Annotated in this window: 16 protein-coding genes and 6 pseudogenes; 12 read left to right on the top strand and 10 right to left on the bottom strand. The window is 65.5% G+C overall.

The window, feature by feature from the left end; all coding sequences use genetic code 11:
* Window positions 1-143 precede the first annotated feature (143 nt).
* The 7 genes and pseudogenes from IE278_RS31175 to IE278_RS31145 all read left to right on the top strand — a co-directional run bounded on the left by IE278_RS31175 (window position 144) and on the right by IE278_RS31145 (window position 7,583).
* Window positions 144-943 (top strand): IS5 family transposase gene (locus IE278_RS31175; protein ID WP_246570916.1). Its coding sequence is split into 2 segments (ribosomal slippage): window positions 144-479 and window positions 482-943, totalling 798 coding nucleotides; the frame shifts between segments, so codons are not numbered across the junction.
* Window positions 944-1,041: 98 nt separating this feature from the next.
* A complete protein-coding gene (locus IE278_RS31170) occupies window positions 1,042-1,308 on the top strand; it encodes a hypothetical protein (protein ID WP_189776860.1) in 267 nt (88 codons plus the stop codon).
* A 30-nt stretch (window positions 1,309-1,338) separates the two neighbouring features.
* Window positions 1,339-1,560 (top strand): annotated as a pseudogene (locus tag IE278_RS31165) (Tn3 family transposase); the annotation flags it as partial.
* 351 nt (window positions 1,561-1,911) lie between these two features.
* A complete protein-coding gene (locus tag IE278_RS31160) occupies window positions 1,912-2,277 on the top strand; it encodes a hypothetical protein (RefSeq protein WP_189776858.1) in 366 nt (121 codons plus the stop codon).
* Entirely contained in the window at window positions 2,274-3,632 is a 1,359-nt protein-coding gene (locus tag IE278_RS31155) for a phage exclusion protein Lit family protein (RefSeq protein ID WP_189776856.1), read from the top strand. Before IE278_RS31160 ends, IE278_RS31155 begins: the two co-directional genes overlap by 4 nt.
* Before the next feature lie 150 nt (window positions 3,633-3,782).
* Window positions 3,783-5,663, top strand: a complete 1,881-nt coding sequence (locus tag IE278_RS31150; RefSeq protein WP_189776854.1) for an ATP-dependent nuclease — start codon at window positions 3,783-3,785, stop codon at window positions 5,661-5,663.
* Window positions 5,664-5,666: 3 nt separating this feature from the next.
* Window positions 5,667-7,583: a UvrD-helicase domain-containing protein gene (locus IE278_RS31145; RefSeq protein ID WP_189776852.1), complete on the top strand. Its 1,917-nt coding sequence runs from the start codon at window positions 5,667-5,669 to the stop codon at window positions 7,581-7,583.
* A 115-nt stretch (window positions 7,584-7,698) separates the two neighbouring features.
* Here the strand turns inward: IE278_RS31145 and IE278_RS31140 are convergent, their stop codons facing one another.
* Together IE278_RS31140 and IE278_RS31135 are read right to left on the bottom strand one after the other, a co-directional pair.
* Entirely contained in the window at window positions 7,699-8,010 is a 312-nt protein-coding gene (locus IE278_RS31140) for a hypothetical protein (RefSeq protein ID WP_189776850.1), read from the bottom strand.
* A 206-nt stretch (window positions 8,011-8,216) separates the two neighbouring features.
* Window positions 8,217-8,654, bottom strand: a complete 438-nt coding sequence (locus IE278_RS31135; RefSeq protein WP_189776848.1) for a hypothetical protein — start codon at window positions 8,652-8,654, stop codon at window positions 8,217-8,219.
* A 382-nt stretch (window positions 8,655-9,036) separates the two neighbouring features.
* On the opposite strand from IE278_RS31135, the gene IE278_RS31130 reads away from it, so the two are divergent.
* From IE278_RS31130 to dnaG, 3 genes and pseudogenes are all read left to right on the top strand, one after another.
* Window positions 9,037-9,390 (top strand): effector-associated constant component EACC1, encoded by a 354-nt coding sequence (locus IE278_RS31130; protein WP_189776846.1) that lies wholly within the window; start codon window positions 9,037-9,039, stop codon window positions 9,388-9,390.
* Window positions 9,380-10,030 (top strand): annotated as a pseudogene (locus IE278_RS42515) (caspase family protein); the annotation flags it as partial. The gene IE278_RS31130 and the pseudogene IE278_RS42515, both read left to right, overlap by 11 nt.
* A gap of 84 nt (window positions 10,031-10,114) precedes the next feature.
* A complete protein-coding gene (gene dnaG / locus IE278_RS31125) occupies window positions 10,115-11,953 on the top strand; it encodes a DNA primase (RefSeq protein WP_373312126.1) in 1,839 nt (612 codons plus the stop codon).
* Window positions 11,954-12,162: 209 nt separating this feature from the next.
* Here the strand turns inward: dnaG and afsR are convergent.
* Window positions 12,163-14,784 (bottom strand): annotated as a pseudogene (gene afsR, locus IE278_RS31120) (SARP-family global regulator AfsR); the annotation flags it as partial.
* Between the two features lie 37 nt (window positions 14,785-14,821).
* On the opposite strand from afsR, the pseudogene IE278_RS31115 reads away from it, so the two are divergent.
* A pseudogene (locus IE278_RS31115) lies at window positions 14,822-15,663 on the top strand (IS5 family transposase).
* Window positions 15,664-15,732: 69 nt separating this feature from the next.
* On the opposite strand, the pseudogene IE278_RS31110 reads toward IE278_RS31115, so the two are convergent.
* The 3 genes and pseudogenes from IE278_RS31110 to IE278_RS31100 form a co-directional block, all read right to left on the bottom strand.
* Window positions 15,733-16,829, bottom strand: a pseudogene (locus tag IE278_RS31110) (transposase); the annotation flags it as partial.
* Window positions 16,830-17,158: 329 nt separating this feature from the next.
* Window positions 17,159-18,286 (bottom strand): amidohydrolase family protein, encoded by a 1,128-nt coding sequence (locus IE278_RS31105; protein WP_189776842.1) that lies wholly within the window; start codon window positions 18,284-18,286, stop codon window positions 17,159-17,161.
* A gap of 134 nt (window positions 18,287-18,420) precedes the next feature.
* Window positions 18,421-18,597 carry a hypothetical protein gene (locus IE278_RS31100; RefSeq protein ID WP_189776840.1) on the bottom strand — a complete coding sequence of 59 codons (177 nt, stop codon included), beginning with the start codon at window positions 18,595-18,597 and terminating at the stop codon, window positions 18,421-18,423.
* Between the two features lie 174 nt (window positions 18,598-18,771).
* Between IE278_RS31100 and IE278_RS43295 the strand changes: the two are divergent.
* Window positions 18,772-19,065, top strand: a pseudogene (locus IE278_RS43295) (transposase); the annotation flags it as partial.
* 67 nt (window positions 19,066-19,132) lie between these two features.
* On the opposite strand, the gene IE278_RS31090 reads toward IE278_RS43295, so the two are convergent.
* The 4 genes from IE278_RS31090 to IE278_RS31075 form a co-directional block, all read right to left on the bottom strand.
* A protein-coding gene (locus tag IE278_RS31090) for an IS5 family transposase (protein ID WP_246570897.1) occupies window positions 19,133-19,950 on the bottom strand; the annotation gives its coding sequence in 2 pieces (ribosomal slippage) (window positions 19,133-19,599 and window positions 19,599-19,950; 819 coding nt in all).
* A gap of 227 nt (window positions 19,951-20,177) precedes the next feature.
* Entirely contained in the window at window positions 20,178-20,486 is a 309-nt protein-coding gene (locus tag IE278_RS31085; RefSeq protein ID WP_189776838.1) for a hypothetical protein, read from the bottom strand.
* Between the two features lie 131 nt (window positions 20,487-20,617).
* Window positions 20,618-20,875, bottom strand: coding sequence for a hypothetical protein (locus IE278_RS31080; protein ID WP_189776836.1), 258 nt, complete (start codon window positions 20,873-20,875; stop codon window positions 20,618-20,620).
* A gap of 626 nt (window positions 20,876-21,501) precedes the next feature.
* Window positions 21,502-22,224 (bottom strand): ParA family protein, encoded by a 723-nt coding sequence (locus IE278_RS31075; RefSeq protein WP_189776834.1) that lies wholly within the window; start codon window positions 22,222-22,224, stop codon window positions 21,502-21,504.
* Between the last annotated feature and the right edge of the window lie 35 nt (window positions 22,225-22,259).

The following is a 22,259-nucleotide window of genomic DNA, read 5'->3' as shown; positions in this document are numbered from 1 at the left end:
GTCGGGTCTGCTCCAGCGAGCAACTCCCGTGGTCCTTCCTCACTCACACCGGACTGACAATAGGCTCCCAAACACCACAGAACTAACGAAAACCTCAGTAGACGTCATCTCATTTGGGTGACTAGACTTGTGGCGTGTCAAAGATCGTTGAGCGGCTGGTGCCGGACGAGTTGTGGGAGCTGTTCCAACGGGTGGTGCCCGAGGCGCCGTCGCGGCCTCAGGGTGGTGGCCGGCGTCGGCACGGCGACCGTGAAGTGCTGGCCGCGATCGTCTTCGTGGCGACCTCGGGCTGCACGTGGCAGCAGGTGCCGACCGCGTCGTTCGGCCCGTCCGGCGCGACGGCCCATCGGCGCTTCACCGAGTGGACGAAGGCCCGGGTGTGGGCCAAACTCCACCGCCTGGTCCTCGACGAGCTCGGATCCCGTGGCGAGCTGGACTGGTCCCGGTGCGCGATCGACTCGGTCAACATGCGGGCCCTGAAAAGGGGGAACTGACAGGCCCGAATCCTGTAGACCGGGGCAAGTACGGGTCAAAGATCCACTTGATCACAGAGCGGACCGGACTGCCCCTGTCCATCGGCATCTCGGGCGCCAACACACATGACAGCCAGGCACTGATCCCACTGGTGAAAGGCATACCGCCGATCCGCTCCCGCCGGGGACCCCGGCGACGCAGACCCCACAAACTCCACGCCGACAAGGGCTACGACTACAACCACCTGCGACGATGGTTATCCAGCCGAGGAATCCGGCACCGCATCGCCCGCAGGGGCATCGAGTCCTCGGCCCGCCTGGGCTGCCACCGCTGGACCGTGGAGCGCACGATGTCCTGGCTCGCCGGATGCCGACGCCTGCACCGTCGCTACGAACGCAAAGCCGACCACTTCCTCGCCTTCACCAGCATCGCCTGCACCTTGATTTGCTACCGCAGACTCACCAAATGAGATGACTTCTAAAGACGGATGTCGGTGAAGCTCGGGAATCCAGCGCACAAGCGACCTGCCCGCGCGCGTGAACGGCGGGACTCGCTGCCGTCGAGTAGGTGGCGCACCGGAAGTTCTTCGTCGGCCGGGCTGACGAACTCAGGCGCTTCTCCGACCTGCAGGCGGGCCGCGGTACACGGCGAGTGATCAACATCTACGGTCCTGGCGGCATCGAAAAGACGGAGGTGTTCCACAAGTTCGTCGCCCTCGGCCACGAGCAGGGCGCCCTGTTCGGGCGCGCGGACGTCGCCGATGTGATGGCCACAGTTATCGATGGCGATCACCAGGATGCCGAACTCCTACGGGCCCTCGTTTCGCCCCTGTAGCGGACCGAACTCGATCCGCTGCGCCGGGACCTGCTCGACCCCATCGACGACACCTACCGCCGCCGGATGAACCGGCAGCTCACCGTGCAGGAACCACGGCACACCATGGCGCGAGCGATCTGCTACGGCAAGCGCGGCCGCATCCAGCAGCCCTTCCGCCAGGGCCAGGAGGATCAGCTTGCCGCGCTCGGACTGGTCCTCAACGCCGTGGTGCTGTGGGACACCCACTACCTCGACGCCGCGGTCACCGCGCCGCCGTGAAGGCGACGGCGGACGGCTACTTCCGCTACTCCTTCGCAGGCACGTCCACCACCCCGGCGGTCGCCTCCGCGGCGGACTACGTCGACGTGCAGTAGCCCACGGCAGGGTCATCCGTCTGCGCGCGGTCGGCGTTGGAGTCTTTACCAACCGTCGACGGTGTTCATTCGGCCGACGACAGACTCTGCATCCGCACTGGCCTCGGCGTCAACTACATCCTCCTCAGCCAGTTCGCGGAGTGTTTCCCGAAAAAGAGGTCATTGCGTGGATCTTCCTCTGGATGGCAGCCGGGATCAGTAGCATGCCGCCGGTCAGTAGTCGTGCGAGTACGGGGAGGCGGGGCCCATGGCGACGGTTGAGAGCTACTGGGACAAGACCGACGACGAGCTGTATGCCTTGCTGGGGGCGGAGCTTCTGGGCGAGGGGCTTGGCCTGTCGCCGGAGGACGAGGAGGGTCAAAGGGAGTTCGGCAGGGAGTGGTTCGCGGACAAGCATGCCGAGTTGCAGCGCCGGATCTGCCATCACGAGAAGGTGCAACCGTTTCTCGGTACGACGTCGACGGACCGGCTCCTCGATGCCATCACCGTGCAGGAACTGATTGCCGACTTTGCCGGAGATGCCAAGACCGCTGTCCTGATCGCCGTACTGGTCGGACGGGTCGGGCTCGGTATGTTCTGTCGCAACGCTCCGGAACCGGAGCTCTCCGCGTGAGCGGCGAGAGACTCGCCTTCCGGCAGTACAAGAAGCTGCAGGTCAACCGGGCACGCCAGTTGTCCCAGATGCGTGTGCGGCTCACGGAGCTGGGGGACAACCGCGGGCTGCAGGAACTCGACACGATGATGACCGAGTTCGGCGCGACCGGTCCGCAGGCACCAGAAGACCCCGTCGGTGAGATGCTCGCCGAGCTGGTCCAGGAGATGAAGGACGCCCTGGCCGACCTCGGGGCGAGCCACACGATGTTAGGCGACGTGTGGGCGGTGGCCCTCAAGCGCGACGCGTTCTCCGCTCGGATGACACGCTTCACCGACAACTCGGGACTTGTGGCGGTCTCGGATGCGACCCTCAGCCTGTGCGGTGTATACGCCCAAGCCCTCGGCCTCGCAGGTCGGCGCGGTCCCGAACCACAGGTGCTGACCGGGGTGCTGCGCTACTACTACGTCCAGCAACGGGTGTTCGGGCTCGCGGGGAAGCTGGAGATCCGACTGGAACCAGAGGCCGCAGAGACGACCGCCCTTTTCCAGTACCTGGCTGCACAGTTTGTCCTGGCCCATGAACTCGCGCACTACGTGTTAGGACACACATCCGCGGTGAGCGCCTTCGCGCCCGACGAGTACGTGCCCGTCTGTTCGGAGAGCCACCAGCTTGAGACAGAGGCCGACCTGCACGCGTTGCGGGCCGTTCGGCGTACGTGTGAACGACTCTTCGACGAGCTGCCACCAGAGGGCGGCGAAGCTGCTCTCGGAGCGGTGGGGGCCGCCATCGGGATGCTCGCCGTACATGCCACCGAACGAGGGCTCTTCGTTCGGCGGGGCGTCAGCCATCCACCTGCCCGCCAGCGAGCGGCCGCGCTGCTCCGGGAGATGCGGCCCGATGAGCGCAAACTTGCTCAGGAAACTCTCGACCTGGCTCTGACGGCGACCGAAGCCGCATCTACCATCGGCGCAGGAGCCGTCCCTTTCACGCCTGGGATGTTCGGCTCCGCTCCCATCCACACTCCACTCGGTCCCGCCTATCTGAAAACCACCGAGGTCTGCGACGCCATCCAGTGCCGTCCGAGGGAGTGGTACGTGGAGCTCTTCGACCAGGTGGGCCGCGAGCTCAACGAGCCCTGGCTCGCGGACGGCGCGCACCTCGCCGCCGAAGGCGAGCCGGCCTTCGCGCTGCGAACGTGGGGCTTGCCCAAGGGAAGCATCGGCGCGCTGTGCGACCCGGAGCAGCCGCTGACCTTCAACGCCCTGTACATGAAACTGCGGGCGGCCTTCACCTCGCGCGGACTCCGGGAAGACCATCTGCTCGCCTACGGGATCGCGGCGGCAACGCTCGTCAGCGAACCGCTGAGTGGGTAGATCCATGCGATGTGCTGAAATTCCCGAAGAGAGGCATGAGCGACTTAAGTACTCGTATGATGTGCCAGAACCGCGTACGGGTGGGGAACTTGAGGCGGTTGCTACCGCCTGCGCCGCCGAGAGCGCGGGCCTCTTTGCACGGGGGCATTGTTGTACCTTGCTTGCGTATACGCGGAGAACTTCAGAATCTTCGGGGCGCCGCCGACAAATGACGGAGGAACGGACGGCAGGCTCAGTCTGGAGTTTGGACCCGCAACAAACGTTCTTGTCGGCGAGAACGACAGCGGCAAGTCGGCGATCATTGATGCCATCCGCCTGTGCCTTCTGACTACAGCGGCTGACTACTATCGCGTCACACGCGACGATTTCCATGTCGGCCCTGATGGCCGAGCGGACTCCTTCAAAATCACCTGCGGCTTCAAGGAACTGACCACTGCAGAACAGGCTGTCTTCCTGGAACTGCTCACCACTGACGACAGCGGCAACATTGCGCTCTACGTCACGGTCAAGGCGCAGCTGATGGATCCGCTGCGCCCCCACCGCGTGTCGATGGCGACGCGCACCGGCCGCGATGGCCAGGGGCCGGCTCTGGATGGCGCCGCCCGCGAACTACTCAAGACCACCTATTTGCGGCCCTTGCGGGATGCTGAAGCCGAGCTGCGCTCGGGACGAGGATCTCGGCTGTCGCAGATCCTTGCCGGCTATCCAGCGATGCGAGAACAGGGCGAAGACGACTTCGATGCGGAGAGCGACAGCGCCTCCACTCTCGTCGGGATCCTGCGCCGTGCAGAGCGGCACATCAGCGACAACACGGCGGTGGCGGCAGCACGGAACGACATCAACACTGGTTACCTTCAAAAGTTCTCCATCGGTTCCGACGTCCTGCGCGGCGAAATCGGCGTCGCGGGCGACGCCACACTCGCCCGTGCACTGGAACGACTAGAACTGACCCTGTTCGCGGGCACGGGGGAGTGGACCAGACACGGCCTGGGCTACAACAACGCCCTGTTCATGGCAGCCGAGCTGCTCCTGCTCGGCAACAGCGATTTCGCGCCCCTACTGCTGATCGAGGAACCCGAGGCCCACCTCCACCCGCAGCTCCAGACCCGCATCATGGACCTCCTGCAGGAACGAGCCGACGTCGCCACGACGGCCAGGAAACCACCTGTCCAGGTCATCCTCACTACCCACAGCCCCAACCTCGCGTCGGCCCTTGCGGTCGAACACCTCACCCTGGTCGCCCGAGGATCCACCTTCCGTCTCGCCCCAGGCCTGACCCGCCTCGACGAGGGCGACTACGCCTTCCTCACCCGCTTCCTCGACGTCACCAAGGCCAACCTGTTCTTCGCCCGCAGCGTTGCCATCGTCGAAGGCGACGCGGAAGCCATCGTCCTGCCTGCTCTCGCACAGGCGATCGGCAAATCGTTCAACGAGTGCGGCGTGAGCGTCGTCGGCGTCGGTGGCGTCGGCCTCTTCCGATACAGCCGAATCTTCCAGCGCGAGGGAGAGCAAATCCCGGTCGCGGTGGCCTGCATCCGAGACCGGGACCTGGTCCCCGCCGGCACCTCGGAGGAAATGCGCAAGAAACTGAAGTGCTCGGCGGAGATGACCAAGCAAGAGATCAACAAGCATGTCGCAGCGCTGAAAGCAGAGGACAGCGGCCACGTGCGCACCTTTGTCTCCGATCACTGGACGCTGGAGTACGACCTGGCCGCTGCCTCCTGGACCATGGCGACCCTGATGCACCAGGCCGTCCGCGCCGCCGTGGCCTCCAAGACGACTTGGCCCACCGCGGACAAGCTCGCCGCACTGGACCGTGCCGCACGGGATGAAGTCTCACAATGGCAAGAGAGCAGCCTTCCCCTCGAAAAGGCCGCCCTGCACATCTACGAGCCGCTGCGCATGAGCCGAGGCAGCAAGCCGATTGCAGCCCATCATGCGGCCCGGCTTCTGAAGACCACCTCCGTGACCGAGGACGATCTACCGCCCTATCTGGTAGCCGCCTTCACGTTTCTGTGCAGCGAGGTCTGAGCCATGACACGCCTCTACGCACCCGACGTCTTCTCCAAAGACAAGGTTGAGGCCCTTGCTCAGCAACTCGGCCTCCAACTGCCGCACCAGGAACAGTGGGACTTCATCCAAAGCGCGGAGTCCCTGGACCTGCAAGCAGCTCCCGGCTCGGGCAAAACCAGCCTGATCGGACTCAAGCTTGCCCTCCTGTGTCAGGGATGGAACTCGCCCACGCGCGGCATTTGCGTTCTGTCCCACACCAACACGGCCAAGGACGAGATCACCAACCGTCTTGCTGCCACACCAGGGGGACGCCGTCTGCTGCAGTACCCGCACTTCATCGGCACGATCCAGTCCTTCGCCAACACCTTCTTCGCCCTGCCGGCCCTACGGTCCCGCGGTATCGACGTGCAGGCTGTCGACGACGACACCTACGCGGACGCAGCCTTGAGGTTGCTGGATCACCATCCCGCTTTCCGCACGCTGAACGCTTCACTCGGACGCCGCCGCAACGGCCCCACACTCGTGGCCGGAGCCCGATTCGTTTGCGATGCCGGAGAACTGACCACAACAGCACCGGACGGCACCCAACCGTTCACGATGGACAGCCCGAGTGGCCAACAGTTCGCGGCCCTGAAGGAAAAGCTGACCAAGCAAGGCATCTTCCGCTATCACGACATGTTCGCACTCGCGGAACACCACCTTTTCCGCCACCCGCAGCTGGCCCAAGCCGCAGCCCACCGCTTTCCCTTCGTTCTCCTGGACGAAATGCAGGACACCAGTGGCCTCCAACAACGCCTGCTCGACAAGGTCTTCGGTTTCCCAAGCACGATCGTCCAGCGAGTGGGGGACATCAACCAACGCATTTTCACTGACGGACCAGATATCACTCAGCCCTCGTCGTTCCCCCTGCCGCACGCCGCACAACTCCCCGTCAGTCGCCGCTTCGGCAGCAAGATCGCAGCACTGGCTAGCGAACTCACAATCCACCGCCGTCAACGCATCGACGGCGCCGGACACGACGGATCAATCGCCCTCCTGCTCTTCGACGACGACTGCGTCGCTGACGTCGTTCCAGCCTTCGAGCGAATGGCAGCGGCCATGGTCCCCCGAGACCTGCTGTTGGGCAGCCCACCGCGTGTGCTGGGCGCCCGCCTCACCCGCGGAGGTGCGCAAGCCTTCCCTCAATCCGTCTCCTGCTACGTGCCCGGCTTCACCACGGTGCCCAGCCAGGCAACCGGCAGCATGATCACGACGACACGCACTGCCCAGACCCATTGGCAATCCGGCGACAACCATGGAGCCGTCACACTCCTGTGGAAGGCAATCCGGGACCTCTCCCGACTAGTGAGTTCAGTCGGCCTACCCCCATTCAGACAATTGGAGCGAGACCCGGCCACCGAAGGAGGCCGCGCACGCCTGCTCCTACACGACATGCTGACGCGCCCACTCGATAGTCACGTCGAATGGACGGTTCTCACCTCCCGGCTTGTGCGGTTGCTGCCCGACTTGACCCAGAGCCCCCTGAAAGGAGTCGTACGTCTCGCGGACCCCCTTGCTCACGTCCCGCACGTTGCCCAACCGGCCCCCACGCTTGAGGAACCGGCAGATAACAGGAAAGGGCTGGGTCTGTCAGTCGCGGGATCGATCCAGAGCGCTAAAGGCGAAACTCATACGGCCACGCTCATCCTCGAATGCCTGGAACGCAGCGGCAAGAAGTACGACGTGCACGAGGTCCTCGGACTCCTGAGCCGGCAACAGGACGCCTCCGAAGCCCTGATCACGGTCCAACGTGCGGCACAACTCGTCTTCGTAGGCGCCACCCGCCCGACGCACTTGCTCGCTTTCGCCGTGCACCGTACGAGAGCTGAACCACACATTGAGGCACTGACGGCCCGCGGCTGGACTGTCCACGACATCAGCCTGAGCCGATCGTCCTGACACCGGCATCCGAATGGTGCTCCGCAGCGGACAGAGCGGGACCTGAGGTGATTGGCAGAGCCACCCTCACCGCGAAGTTCGATGCCCAGGGTTTCCTGCTCCGCGAGACGGCTGATTAGAGGACCTCTGCCCCCGGTGGCCTGAGATCCGGTGGGTAGCCCTTTGCGCGGAGCCAGGCATCAAGGGTAAGAGCGACGATGTCACCGTGAGGGATGTCGGTGTCGGCGTTGCAGCGGCGGATCCGGCGCTGCAACTGAAGAACTTCAGGGACGGCGTGGTTGAGCTGCCCTCGTTTGTTGTGCCGGTCCTTGACGACGTTCAGAGTGTCCGGGTGAGGAGTAAGAGCGTCGTCGGCTGGCTGGACCTCGGCGTTCAGGGCATCGGCGACTTCACGCAGGCGGCGGGCGTAGGGGGAGCGATCAGGCACGAGAGCTGCTCCTCGAAGACTGGACCGCCACTAAACTCCGCTCGAACCTGGCCATCGACCAGGCCGAGCACGACGCGCTCGCCGCCCGTGCGAAGAACTGCCCCGACTCCACCATCACCTACAATCCCGCCCCCTGAACCCGCCGTGGCCCCGCCCCGGCCACCATCGTTGGTGTTGGTCACTTCGATGCGCTCGGGCCGGTGCGGCTACGGGTAGGTGACGCGGTACGCGCTGACCCATGAACCGATGACGCCGTAGCCAGAGTCGTCGATGGTGATCGAGGTCCCGGTGCAGTTGGCGTGTTCCCATAGCTCCACCCTGGCGATGCTCTCGGTGCGGGCGGAGTGGATGTTGTCGTTCCAGGTGGAGCCGACGTATGTGCACACTCCCGTGTCTCCGTAGAACCAGTTGTTGGGGCCAGTCCTGAAGTTCGTCAGCCAGTAGCCGTGCCAGAGGGCGGCTGTTGGACGAACGGCGTAGGACGAGGAGGGCGATGGTGAGGCCTGGGCCGAGCCGGTTGCCAGGGCCGAGACCATGATGACCGCGGTGCCGATGGCACTGAGAAGCGACCGCTTGGCGGTCCTGGCGGGCACCCTGATGTGGAGAAGACGGTGGGCAGAGTAGGCGTGCGTTTGCTGGGGCATGGCATCGTTCCCTTCGTGACGTCTCCGGCTCTTCTCAGGGGAGGATGCCTGCCGCGACTGGATCTGTCGTTGTGCGTGAGCGCACAGTTCTTTAGTCCGCGTGCACTGAGCGTTTTCCCCCCTCACGCTGACGGGTGGTGAAGAGCAAAGACAGCCTTCACGACGTTGGTGATCCGGTTAGTGCCTTCCGTAGGAGGATCCAGTCATTGTGGGTGGCCATGAACCGCTCGCCAAGGCGGCCGGTCTTGGCGTGGTGTTGTGTCGGGTAGACGTCAAGGCCACGACGATCAACGCCCTGTGCCGCTCAGCCCTGGCATGATGCACGTAGCTGCGGGGCCAGTTCCGCAGCAGCGCTGGAGCAGCGCTCGGGGGAGGGGGCCCGTTGGAAGTTCAGGTAACACTGGTTGCCGAAGACCAGTTCGACGGCTTGGTGTCGCTTGCGGACTGGCTGCGCGCGGAACGTGCTCTGCAAGGCCGCATCCGCCTGCAGCGGCAGGCGCCATTGCAGGGAGAGTTGGGCGGTACCTTCGAACTGGTCTCAGTCGTCGTGGGTTCAGGCGGCGTCGTGACTGCACTCGTGACCTCGTTGCAGGCGTGGCTCAACAGCCGACGCACGGAGCAGAAGGTCGTTGTGTCGGTGGGCGATCGTTCCGTGGAGATCGTGCGAAACGGGTCCAGTCCGGTAGCCGAAGCCGAGCTCCTGAGGCTGGTGAAGGAAGTCCTCGATGGGCAGTGAGGACGCACGGCCGCGGAATCATGCCGTTCTGATCGGAACCTCAAGTTACGACGATGCCCGGTACCTCCCCGTTCCAGCCGCGGCGAACAGCCTGCGCCGCATGCACCGCGTGCTGACCGATGGCCGGTTGTGCGGCTGGGATCCGGGGGACGTCACTGTCTTCAAGGATCCTGATCGCCAGTCCAACCTGGCGCTACAACTGCGTTTGATTGCGGAGGAAACGACAGGGACCTTCCTGGTGTACTTCGTCGGGCACGGCACCACCACCGAGCGTGGCGAACTCTGCCTGGTCACCCGGGACGCTCACCACGACCATCCTGATGTGACCGGTCTGCCGTATCCGGAGGTACGCGCTGCCCTGATGCGTTCACCCGCGGCGGTCAAGATAGCGATTCTCGACTGCTGTTCATCGGGGCGCGCCATCCAGGCTCTGTCCGGTGCGGAGCTTGCCGACATCACTGCCGTCAGCGGGACCTACACTCTGACAGCTGCCGATGGGCCCGCCCACGTGGTTCCCTTGGAACAGCAGGAGAGCGCGTGCACCTCGTTCACGCGTGAGTTCTGTGATCTCGTTCAGGCGGGTCTTCCGGACGGTCCTGACGTCCTCACCCTTGAGGATCTGTGGCTGCCGCTGCGCAACCGGGTACGCGCCGCTGGTCTGCCGCTGCCCAACCGGAAGGTCTACGACACAGCCAGTCACTTCCCGTTCACGCGTAACATTGCGCTGAGATCGCCCCAGCCCGCGCCCCGGTCTGCCTCTGTGAGAAGAGGTGACACTAAGGCGCTGAGGAAGCATGTACGCATCGAGAACATCGCGGCTCGCTACACCCGGCTCCGCGGAAGCGGACGGGAGTTGCGCGGTGACTGCCCCTTGTGTGACTCCGACGAGTCGAGCTTCAGCGTCAGCCGTGACAAGCAGCTCTTCTACTGCTTCGACTGCCATGCTGGCGGTCACGTGATCCAGCTCGCCATGGCGATGGAGCATTTCTCCCCCACGGAGGCGTTCGACTGGCTCGTCCGCCAGGCTGGCCTCACCGAAACGGACAGCGCCGGCCAGCCAACCTCCCGGGATCGGCTCCTTGAGGCTCACCGGCTCGCCGTCGACTTCTACCGCACCCAACTGGAGTCTCCACAGGCCGCTGTTGCGCGCACGTTTCTCGCCGAGCGCGGCTTCGACCAGGCCGCGGCCGCCCACTTCGGCGTGGGCTACAGCCCAGCCAGCTGGGACAACCTCACCCGCTTCCTACGCGACAAAGGCTTCACTCACAAAGAACTCACACTTTCCGGTCTCTCCCAGGAGGGCCGCCGCGGCCCCATCGACCGCTTCCGCGGCCGTCTCGTTTGGCCGATCCGCGACATGATCGGCGATACCGTCGGCTTCGCCGCGCGCCGGCTACACGACCAGGACAACGGGCCGAAGTACATCACCACCCCCAAGACCCCGATCTACGACAAGTCGCAGGTCCTGTTCGGCATCGATCTCGCCCGGAAAAGCATCGCCACGTCCAGCCGCGCCGTCGTGGTCGAGGGCTACACCGACGTCATGGCCTGCCATATGGCGGGCGTCAACACCGCCATCGCCCCCTGCGGCACCATCTTCAGCAGCGACCACGTCCACCTGTTGCACCGTCTGCTGGGAGAGGACGGCAGGGGACGGACGACTTTCACCTTCGACGGCGACGAAGCCGGGCAGAGGGCGGCCCTGCGCTTCATCGAGAGCGACCAGCTATTCGCCGCCGCGTCTTACATCACCATCGTCCCCGACGGCCTTAACCCGTGTGAGCTGCGCATAGCCAAGGGCAACGAGGCTGTCACAGATCTCGCGGAGCCCCGTATACCTCTCCTTGAGTTCGTGTTCCAACAGATTGCTACACGTCACAATCTGCAGACCCCGGTCGGCCGTGTCGCCGCACTTGACGAGGCGGCCCCCCTCGTAGCCCGTATCAAGAGCAGCGCCTTCCAGCACGAAATCGCCGTCCAGCTCGCCGATATGCTCAAGATCCGCGACACTCAGTTCGTGGCGAGGCACGTCGCTCAACTGGCACGCGAGGCACGGGCGTCAGCCTCCGACAGCTCCGCGCCTCTTTCGCGTAAGCCGGTATACGCAACCGAGCGTGAATTGCTCAAACTCGCACTGCAGTACCCGCACTTGGTATCGCCCACATTCGATGCGTACGGAGCCGATGAGTTCACTGCCCCGCCATATGCCGCCGTACGGCAGGCCATCCTGGACGCCGGAGGCGTCGAACAGGGCTGCAAAGATCCACACGCCTATCTGGTTTCGGTCCGCGAGGCGGCTCCCGATGACGCGGTGCGGGCCCTGGTCACCGAGCTGGCCATAGAGACGGTCTATCGCAAGACAGTCGACGATGCGTACGCCGGGGACCAGTTGGCCCACGTCCGCCAGCGCAGTGTCGACCGCCGTATCCACTACCTGCAGAGAGCTCTTGCAGTCCTCGGTGCAGGTGACGACCCGGTCCAGCAAAAAGGCGTCGAAAGCGAGCTTTGGAAGCTGCAGCAGTACGCCATGGACCTACGCGTAAGAGGCGTTCAGGCTCTCTGAACGCGCGCGACACACTGCGGCGAGCAGCGGGCCGAGACCATCCAACAGCGGCACGGGCAGGATCAGGGACCAGCCCCATACTCGCAGCCAGGGCGCGAGCGGCTCCCGGCTGCCGTCCGGAGGCGTCATGGGCGACGTCGACCGCTGCTTCTACGACCAATCGGGTCGGACCAGGGTGGCGTCCAGTGATCCCTTGACGCACCAGCTCGTTATCGACGGATCGTTTTCGAGAACCTACTATCGGGTGTGAGCAGCGTACGGACCTCCTCTGCCTGTGCGTCGCCGTCGTTCAGTTCGAGGAGGTTGAGCGCCTCGCGCCAGCAGGCCCTGGCGCGGTCCACCTGCCCGAGCATGGTGAGCGCCCGGCCTAGGAGTGTCAGGGCGATGCCCTGCATCCGGTCGCCGCCGATGCAGCCGAGCGCGAGTGCCTGCTCGGCGTGCTGGGCGGCCTGTGCGGGCCTGCGGGCCGCCAGATGCACCTCTGCCATCCGGAAGTTGGTGGTGCCTTCCCAGAGCGGCTGGCGGTGGCTGGCGAAGACGGACAGGGCGTCGGAGAACTGGCTGAGGGCCTCGGCATGCCGACTGGCCCGGGCCAGCGCGATGCCCAGCGTGAAGTGCCCGTTGGCCAGCCGCAGCGTCTTGCCGATCTCCAGGTACGTGGCCAGGGCGCGCTGCGCGATCTCCACGGCCTTGTCGGTGTTGCCCATGCCGAGGTGGGCGCGCGAGAGGTTGCACAGGCTGAGTGCTTTGAGCGGCTTGTTGCGGATCGTTTCGTGCCCCTCTATCGCGAGTTCGAAGTACGTCTTGCCGCTCGCGTACTGCTCCTGGTGGAGGAAGGTGAGCCCCCGGTCGTTGGCCGCCCAGCTCATGGCCATGGCGTCATGGGCGGTCGCGGAGAGGCCCATGGCGAGCTCTGCCTGCTCGGCCGCCTGCTGGATCCGCCCCGACACCAGCAGCGGGTGGGTCAGCGTGGTTCGCGCTCTGCCCTCCGCGTGGGCGTCTCCCGCGGCCCGGGTGGCGTCGCACATCGCTCTGGCCGTCGTCTCGTATTGGTGGGAGTTGGCGCCCGACTCAGTAAGATCCCGGGCGGCCCACAGCAGGTCCACCGCCCGCCGCAAGCGCTCCGTCCCCGCGGACTGCCGTACGCAGGCCAGCAGCGGTGCGGCCTCCGTGTAGAGCCAGTCCAGCGCGGCGCTGCCTCCGGTGAAGGCCAGGCCCGGGTACTGCGTCGTCTCCAGGTGGTCGACCAGGCGGTCGCCGGGGCGCTCGATGGCGTACACGCGCGCGGCCGTGGCGAGGTAGAAGTCGAGCAGGCGCGACATCGCGGCGGCCCGTTCGCCCGGCGGCTGTTCGTCGCGTTCGGCGCACGCACGCGCGTAGAGCCGTACGAGGTTGTGGTAGCGGTAGCGGCCGGGCGCCGCCGATTCCAGGAGCGAGGTGTCGACGAGGGATTCGAGGAGTTCCTCGGTGTCGTCGAGGGGCAGGTCGAGGACCGCGGCGGCGGCGGCCAGGGACATGTCGGGGCCGTCCGCGAGGCCCAGCAGCCGGAAGGCGCGGGCCTGGGCCGCCTCCAGTTGTCCGTAGCCCAGTTCGAAGGTGGCTTTCACGGCCAGGTCGCCGGCCTGCGGTTGATCGAGGCGCCGCCGCTCGTCGGCGAGTTTCGCGGCGAGGACCGAGACGGTCCAGGTGCGGTGGGAGGCCAGCCGGGAGGCGGCGATCCGGATGGCGAGCGGCAGGAAGCCGCAGGCCGCCACGACGTCCAGCGTGGACTGGTTTTCCGATTCCACCCGTTTGGTGCCGACGATCTTCGTGAAGAGCTGGAGGGCCTCCTCCGGCGACATCACGTCGAGGTCGACCAGGTGGGCGCCGGCCAGGTCGACCATCCGTACCCGCGAGGTGACCAGTGCGGCGCAGCCCTCGGTGCCGGGCAGCAGGGGTCGGACCTGGGCCGCGTCGCGCGCGTTGTCGAGGAGGACCAGGACGTGGCGGCCGTCCAGCACCGAGCGGTACAGGGCGGCGCGTTCCTCCAGGGTGTCCGGAATGGACGAGTCCGGGGTGCCGAGGGCGCGCAGGAAGGCGCCCAGTACGGCTTCCGGTGCCGCGGCCCGCGCGCCGGCGCCCTGCAGGTCCACGTACAGCTGCCCGTCCGGGAAGGCTCCTCGGGCCTGGTGGGCGACGTGGACGGCCAGCGTGGTCTTGCCCACGCCTCCGAAGCCCGCCAGCGCGGACACCGCCATCACGCGGCCCTCGGCGCTCGCCAGGACGTCGCACAGTTCGGAGACGAAGGACGTGCGGCCGGTGAAGTCCGTGACCGTCGAGGGGAGTTGGGCGGGCGGTGCCCAGGGAGTCACGGCTTCAGGCGTTAGGGGCGCGGAAGTTTCCGTGAGTGTGGGCGCGGTCTGCATGATGCGCTCCTGCAACTCCTGCAATCCCGGCTGCGGGTCTACCCCGAGTTCGTCCGCGAGTAGCCGCCGGGTGTCCGCGTACACCGCGAGGGCCTCCGCCTGTCGGCCCGAGTGGTAGAGCGCCAGCATCAGCAGTTCGCGCAGCCGCTCCCGCAGGGGGTGGGCTGCGGTGAGGGTTGTGAGTTCTGAGACGGCTTCGGCGTGGCAGCCCTGTTCGAGGTCCATGTCGAGGCGGGACTCGGTGAGCTGGAGCTTCCACTCCTGCAGCCGGGTGCGCTGGGTCTCCGCGTACGGACCCGGAACACTCGCCAGCACCTCACCGTCCCACAGGCTCAGTGCCTTGTTCAGCAGGGCTCGTGCACGGGAGAGGTCACCGGCGGTCTTCGCATTCTCCGCGTTGGCCGCCAGCTCCTGGGCCAAGGCTAACTGCTTCTAACAAAAGCTGTTGATCATGTGACTGTGGGTGTCCTCGCTCGTTGGTCTGGTTGTGGCGAAACGTCAGTCGCGGCCGTGGATTGTGTCGGATGAACTGTGGTCGCTCATCGAGCCGTTGTTGCCCGAACCGGCACCGAAGCTGGTGCAGGGCAGACCGCGGGTGCCGGACCGGCAGGCCTTGTGCGGGATCCTGTTCGTGCTGCACACCGGCATTCAGTGGGAGTACCTGCCCCAGGAGCTGGGCTTCGGCTCGGGCATGGCCTGCTGGCGGCGGCTGGCCGCCTGGAACGATGCCGGCGTCTGGGACCAGCTCCACGTCGTCCTGCTGGAGAAGCTGCGCTCGAAGGACCAGTTGGACTGGGACCGGGCGGTGATCGACTCCTCGCACGTCCGGGCCGCCCGACGGGGCCCAAAAGCGGGCCCAGCCCGGTCGACCGCGCACGGTCGGGCAGCAAGCACCACCTCATCGTCGACGGCCAGGGCATCCCGCTCGCGGTGTCGCTGACCGGCGGCAACCGCAACGATGTCACCCAGCTCCTGCCTCTGCTCGACAAGATCCCGGCCATCGCGGGCCGGGTCGGCAGACCACGCCGCCGCCCCGTCGCGCTGCTGGCCGACCGCGGCTACGACCACGACAAGTACCGCCGCCTGCTCTGGCAACGCGGGATCCGCCCCGTGATCGCGAAACGAGGCGAGCCACACGGCACCGGCCTGGGCATTTTCCGGTACGTCGTCGAGCGGACCATCGCCTGGCTGCACGGCTTCCGCCGCCTGCGCATCCGCTGGGAACGACGCGACGACATCCACGAAGCCTTCCTCGGACTCGCGGTCTGTCTGATCACGCACCGCCACGTCCAGCGGCTTTGTTAGCGCCTTTAAGTCCCTCCGTCACCAAGTGTGATGGATCAGGGGATTGAGCACAGCTGCTGACCTTGTTGCTCATCCTCGGCGGTCACGTTCGGTGAGGGTCGTGGGGCGCTTGAGGGTCTTGCCTACGTCGTAGTGGGTGGCGGGGTGCCGGTTTCTGGTGCCGGATGGTCGTCCTGGGCCGGGGCGGCTGGGTTTCGGTGCACGGCCCGGACACACAAGGTGCGGACGGTTGTGTCGGACTTCGCGCCGGACGCGAGTCGGTGTCAGTGTCTCGCCGGGACGCGTGGTCTTCTCCCAGGGCTTGCGCCGGTCGACCGCGAGTGGTGCGGCGAGGCGGAGTTGAGTGTGCGCGGCGATGACGAGCCAGGTCCAGCGGTCCGCCGCCTGCGGGTCGCGAAGCCGTGGCCGCGTCCAGCCGAGGGACTGCTTGACCAAGCGGAAGGTGTGCTCCAGGTCGAACCTGCGCAGGTAGCACCTCCAGACGAAGTCGATGCCGTCCGGGCCGGCGCCGGTGGCCGAGAACCACAAGCAGACCGGTGGGGCGTCCCGGTCACCGGACAGGTGATCGACGTTGAGCCGGATCAACGCGCCCTCGACGACGGGGAGTTCGCTGTCGTGGTCGATCCACGCGGATCGCTGCCGCAGCTTGGGACGCATCCGGTCCCAGGCGAGGGCCTTGGCCTTGCCGTAGCGGCTGTGTCGTTCACCGTGACTACAGAGGGATCGGGCCAGGAGGCGGGCCTGACCGAGCTGAACTCCTTGCCATGCCTGGGCGGCCGCCCGCCCTGGGGACAGGACTGGGCGTACTCCTTGAGCGAGGGCGCAGGCCGTCGCAGGACACGTTCCGAACGCTGCCGCCCGACCAGCTCGACCGGCAGGTCGCACAGCACCCAGGCCAGGCGCACGTCGTAGCCCGCGTCCATCACGACCAGGATGTTCCGGTCACCTCTCTGCCACTGGCCGGCCGCGACCAAGCACTCGACCACGGCCCGCAGCCGACCTGTGGTGACGGCCGCGGCATCGTCCACCGGTCCGAGCCGGACCGCGTCCAGGACCTGCGTCCACGACGTACGGTCCGAGGCGAGCACGGCAACGAACGAGTACGGCCGACCCGGCACCACATGGTCCGAAGAGCGGCCGTTACGGCCGTGGACCAGGCAGAACAGCACGACCTCAGGAGCACACCTTGTCTCTGCTGTTCCCGGGCCCCGCAGCAGACCTTTGCGAACCGCGCCGTTCATCACAGGGCGGGTCAGCGCGCCGAGGATCTCAAGAGAGTCGCTAGTACGCTCGGCTTGCTTGCCTACAGCGAACCAGCGTCACACTTCGATCTTCTCTGGAAGAGCATGTGATCTGCCGTCGTATGAAGACCGCGTGATGCGGCAGCCGCGCATTGCATACTTTGGCTGCACTGTCGCCTTCAGCCAAAGCATTCTCCACTTCTGCCGACGCCGGCGCGTCACTTCACGCGCATCGTTCTGCCCGTCGGGACGTGTCAGACTTTGATTCCGAACAGTTTTTCCGCATTTCGGAACGCTATTTTCTCCTTGGCTTCGCGTGGCAAATCGACTCCGCGGAACCAGTCGGTCTGCTCCTTTATGTCCGCGAACGGGTAGTCGGTTGCGAACATCACTCGATCCACGCTTATGTACTTCAGCAGGAGATCGAGCAGTTCGGTCTGGGGGAATGCGCTGGTTGTGACCCAGAAGTTGTCCTGGAAGTATTGCCCGATGGGCTTCTCCAGCGAGTCTTCGGTCGGCTCGCCCATGTCATTGACGATCCGCTCGTAGTAGAAGGGAAGGCCTTCACCCATGTGACCTATGATGATTTTCAGTTTGGGGAATCTGTCGAAAACCCCGTACGTGATCATCCGAATGCATTGGGTCAGCACCTCCTGGTGCCAGCCATATCCAGAACCACTGAAAATGTAGTCTTGGTACTCTTCCTTGTATTTAGACCGTGTGGTGCTGTAGTAGATCTTGAAGACCTCGTCAGCCGGATAGCCGGGATGCAGGTAGATCGGCACATCGAGAGCAACGGCACGTGCCAGCACAGGCTCGAAATCGGGATGATCGAGATACTTCTTCGCGATGTGCCCGTTGGTCAGTGCACCCAAGAAGCCATCTTCCCGAACCGAGCGTTCCAGTTCGTCCGCCGCCGCCTCCGGGCTCCGCAAGGGCAAGGTGGCGAAAGCCTTGAAGCGGCCCGGATACTTGGCGATTGGCCCGTCTACAAGTTGCCGGTTAATACGATAGGCAAGGTCGATACCCCTTTGCCCAGGGACATTTTGCACGGAGGGGGTATGGGCAGAGAGGATTTGAACGTTGAGTCCCCCCGCATCCATATCGCCAATGCGGCGTTGGCCCAGATCCGAAAGACCAATTTCCTCAAGGAACGCTATGTGATCCTGATTGATGGAGTTCAGCTTCAACAACGTGGGAGTCGAAAAGGTCTCCTCCGTGCCGATGAAGGGCAGGTCCCGGTCTCGCAATGCAATGTCCGGAGTCTTGTCCGGAGTCTTGTTCCCGTCCGCTGCCGAAACGGCGGCGTACGCGGACAAGCCGGCACCAGCGCCAAGTGCCGTGGAAGCGGCTAGAAAGCCGCGACGTCCCATAGGCTTCATGTCAGTCTCTCTTCAGGTGTTTGTGTGGTGTGGTATCCGTGCGGCATCCGTCTGCGAGACACGACGGGTTACGTCGCTTATCCGGATGCCTACTTCCTACCGAGCGAACCTGAGACGAACGTTAATGCGGCCGCTCAGGCCGGTTGGCCGAGCCAGGTGCCCAGCGCACGCACCGGCGTGGTGGCGTCGAGGTCCTGCCCGGTGGGCACGGGCAAGGCCCGGGCGACACAGCCGTAGGGCAGGATCAGCAAGGCGTCGACCGTGCCGTCAGCACCGAGCACCACACAGTGGTGCTCGGCCTTGCCCTGCACCCATACCAGCCCACAGTCGGGGCACGGCCGCCTCCGAAGTCGTTCCTCTGTCTGTCGCAGGACGACCTCGCCAACGTGTCCTTACCAGGCGATCTTTGGCGCGCATCCCGATGAGTGGCCGGGTCGTCGCGGGATGCCGGGCGGCCAATCGTTTGAAGCCACCACTGGGCTGGAGGCACGCAGCCACATCCAGCATCTCTGGGCCTTCCGATCCCACGAGTGACCGGAATCAGCCCCAGGAACAACGTAAGAAGACACGACCCTCACCGCGGCCGGTACCGGAAAGGCATCGAATCCAGCGAGCGATCAGGGCGTCGGAGGTGGGTGATCGAGCGCACGATGTCGCGGCTGGCCGGTTACCGCAGACTCAGTCCCCGCTACGAGCGCCGGCCCCGCAACTACCTGGCGTTTCTCGGACTTGCCGCCGCCCTCTGCTGCTACAAGCGGCTCGTCCGCCTCACCACGTAGGACACGATCTCAGGCATCCGTAAGAGCACGGCCCGCGGGCACCACAGCGGCGACACTCTAACTGGCCCTAACAAAGCTTCTGGACGTGCCGGTGGGTGATCAGGCAGACGGCAAGTCCGAGGAAGGCCTCGTGGATGTCATCGCGTCGCTCCCAGCGGATCCGTAAGCGGCGGAAGCCATGCAGCCAGGAGATCGTCCGCTCAACGACCCAGCGGAAGGTGCCCAGTCCCGTCCCGTGCGGCTGGCCACGCTCGGCGATCGCGGGTCTGATGCCGCGCTGCCGCAAGAGCCGTCGGTACTTGTCGTGGTCGTAGCCGCGGTCGGCGAAGAGCATGTCGGGCCGTCTGCGCGGCCGGCCGACGACTCCGGCCACTGCCGGGATCTTGTCCAACAGGGGCAGCAGTTGGGTGACATCGTTGCGGTTTCCGCCGGTAAGAGACACCGCGAGCGGGATCCCTTGGCCGTCGGTGATGATGTGGTGTTTGCTGCCCGGTCGTGCGCGGTCGACTGGGCTGGGCCCGCTTTTGGGCCCCTGCGTGCGGCCCGGACGTGGGAGGAGTCGATCACCGCCCGCGACCAGTCCAGCTGGTTCTTCGAGCGCAGTTTGTTCAGCAGCAGCTGGTGCAGTTGGTCCCAGACGCCGGCCTTGTTCCATGCGGCCAGCCGACGCCAGCAGGTCATGCCGGATCCGAAGCCCAGTTCCTGGGGCAGGTACTCCCACTGGATGCCGGTGTGCAGGACGAACAGGATCCCGCACAGAGCCTGCCGGTCCGGCACTCGAGGTCTGCCCTCGACCAGTTTCGGACCTGGTGCGGGCAGCAAGGGCTCGATGAGCGACCACAGTTCATCCGACACGATCCATGGACGCGACTGACGTTTCCCCATAACCAGACCAACGAGCAGACAAGTCGACAGTCACATGATCAACAGCTTTTGTTAGAGCCAGTTAAAGCGCTTGACGACTGGCTCGTTATCCCGCCAAGCACGTCAAAGGCCCGCAGGAAGTAGAATCATCGCCAGTTCTCTAAGGAGGGGCAGTTGCTCCAGAGAATCACTCACGAGTCACTGTGGGGGAGGAGTTCCTTCCAACGAGAGTTGGTTGTCTCCTCTACTTACGGCGACTCTGCGTGTGGCGAAGTGAGGGCGGGCGGATACCCCTTGGCTCGAAGGAAAGCGTCAAGGGCGAGGGCGACGATGTCGCCGTGCGCAATGCCCGAGTCGGCGTTGTAGCGGCGGATCCGCCGCTGGAGCTGGAGCGCTTCGGGGACGGCGTAGTTAAGTTGCCCACGGCTGGTATGCCGGCCGCTGACAATCTCCATCGTCTCTGGATGGGTGGCGTACGGATCTTCAAGTCCGGACTGCGCTTCGAGCGCGTTAGCCAGGTCACGCAGTTGGCGGGCGTGGTGGGAGAGATCGGGCATGGGGCGCTCCGGTTGGGGCCACTATTCGACTAGTGAGCCGCCTATTGGTCTAGTGGACTATTGGAATAGTGGAGCGACGGGTGGCCGTGAACGAGGTGTGTGTTCGCGGCCACCCGGCGCCGTTTGCAGGGTCAGAACCCGCGGGTGGTGAGCCACTCGTCCAGCGCGACGGAGACGATGTCGCCGATGGGCAGGTGGTCGAGTTCGTTGTCCAGAGCGAAGCGCTTGATCCGCCTCTTCAGCTTCAACGCCGCGGGGACCGACGAGTCGAGGCTCTCGCGCGCGATGATGCGCTGGTTGAGGACGATGGCAGCATCGGGGATGTCCGCAGGACGGCCGGTCCCCTGAGCCCAAGGCGTTCTCTCGTTGGGCGCCGCCTCCGATCGCACCTCCCGCTCCTGGCGAAAGCCCGGACCTTCCCCACTCACCGGGAACGCCGTACCTCCCGCAGCAGGAAGAACAGCCGCACGAACCGCAACCTCAGTGGCCTGGCCCACACTTGGGCCCTCGGGGATGCTCTGGGGCGGCCCGCTCTGTGACACATGCTCGGCCTGCTGCGTGGGCTGAACGGCGGGAGCCGCAGCCGGCACTGCCGCCTGCGCCCGCACCTCCGACCTCGTCGGTCCCACGGGGGATTCCAGCCGAGCATGGGGAGCACTCTCGGCCACGCCCGGGGGGCCACTGGAGACCTGTTGCGGTAGGGGGTTGCTCTCTACGATCTCTTCGGACGGCCGGGCGGCCGCTTCCGCGGACGCCTGCGGCACGCCGGGCGCTGTCTCGGTGCGATCCTTGGCCAACCCGTCCCCGACAGTTGGGGCAGGAGCGGACTCATCCTGCGAATTGCCGACCGCGGGACGGCGGTCTTCGCTCTGCTCGGCGGCCTGTTCTGCGGCGAACTGCTCGGGAGTGAGTTCGGCCGCAGGCGGCGGGGGCGGAGACGCCGTTCTCTTGGCCGTGCCCCCAAGGACACGGCCCTTGGGGCGGGCCGGGGGCTTCAGCTTCTCGTTCTTCTCGCTCATGCTGCGTCCAGCTCCTTCATGAGTGCGGTGTATTCGCTGAGTTCGGTGGGGATTTCGCCGAAGGCCTCCATGTAGTGGACCCAGGCGTGGATGACGGTGTCGGCGAGCGGGAACGGTTCGTCGCGGTCGGGGCCGATGCCTTCGCCCTGGGCGGGCTGGAGCAGTTTGTCCTTGGCGGTGCGGGGGAGGCTGGTGCGGTCGTCGGCTTTGACGAGGACGACGTGGGCGGTGATGTCGCGGGTGTTGCGGGCTGCGGCGCGTTCGGCCTCGTCGAAGGTGGCGACGAGCTTGCGGCGTTCGATTTTGGTGGGGGCGACGGGCACGATCAGCCGGTTGGCCTCGGTGACGGCTTCGTGGAACAGCTTGGCGCTGCCGCCGCCGGCGTCGATGACGATCGCTGCGAATTCGGTGCGCTTGTCGCGGATGTACTCGGCGATGTCGTCGAACGGGTAGCGCTCGATGACCAGGTTCTCGGGAATCTCGGAGCCTTCGGCCGCCGCGACCTTGTACCAGTCGTAGGCGGACTGGCTGGTCGCGTCCGCGTCGAGCAGCAGGGTGGGCAGGCCGAGGACGATGGCGTAGTAGAGGGCGATGAACCAGGCGGAGGTGGTCTTGCCGGTGCCGCCCTTGAGCATGCCGATGACGATGACAAAGGCATCCCAGACACCGGCCGTGGCTGTAGCCGTGGTGAGGGTCTTGTGACGGGTCAGTTCATTCACGTGCGTGATCTCCTGAAAGTGAAAGGTGCACTGCA

Source organism: Streptomyces tauricus (assembly GCF_014650955.1).
GTDB classification, from domain to species: domain Bacteria; phylum Actinomycetota; class Actinomycetes; order Streptomycetales; family Streptomycetaceae; genus Streptomyces; species Streptomyces tauricus.
Note: the sequence above shows the minus strand (reverse complement) of the source record. Positions and strands in the feature narration are given on the sequence as shown.

What these genes read in the sequence shown, in the direction of transcription:
- IE278_RS31160 (WP_189776858.1), top strand. Translation starts at nt 1,912, where the DNA reads ATGGCGACGGTTGAGAGCTACTGGGACAAGACCGACGACGAGCTGTAT.
- IE278_RS31145 (WP_189776852.1), top strand. Translation starts at nt 5,667, where the DNA reads ATGACACGCCTCTACGCACCCGACGTCTTCTCCAAAGACAAGGTTGAG.
- IE278_RS31135 (WP_189776848.1), bottom strand. Translation starts at nt 8,654, where the DNA reads ATGCCCCAGCAAACGCACGCCTACTCTGCCCACCGTCTTCTCCACATC.
- IE278_RS31105 (WP_189776842.1), bottom strand. Translation starts at nt 18,286, where the DNA reads ATGAAGCCTATGGGACGTCGCGGCTTTCTAGCCGCTTCCACGGCACTT.
- IE278_RS31085 (WP_189776838.1), bottom strand. Translation starts at nt 20,486, where the DNA reads ATGCCCGATCTCTCCCACCACGCCCGCCAACTGCGTGACCTGGCTAAC.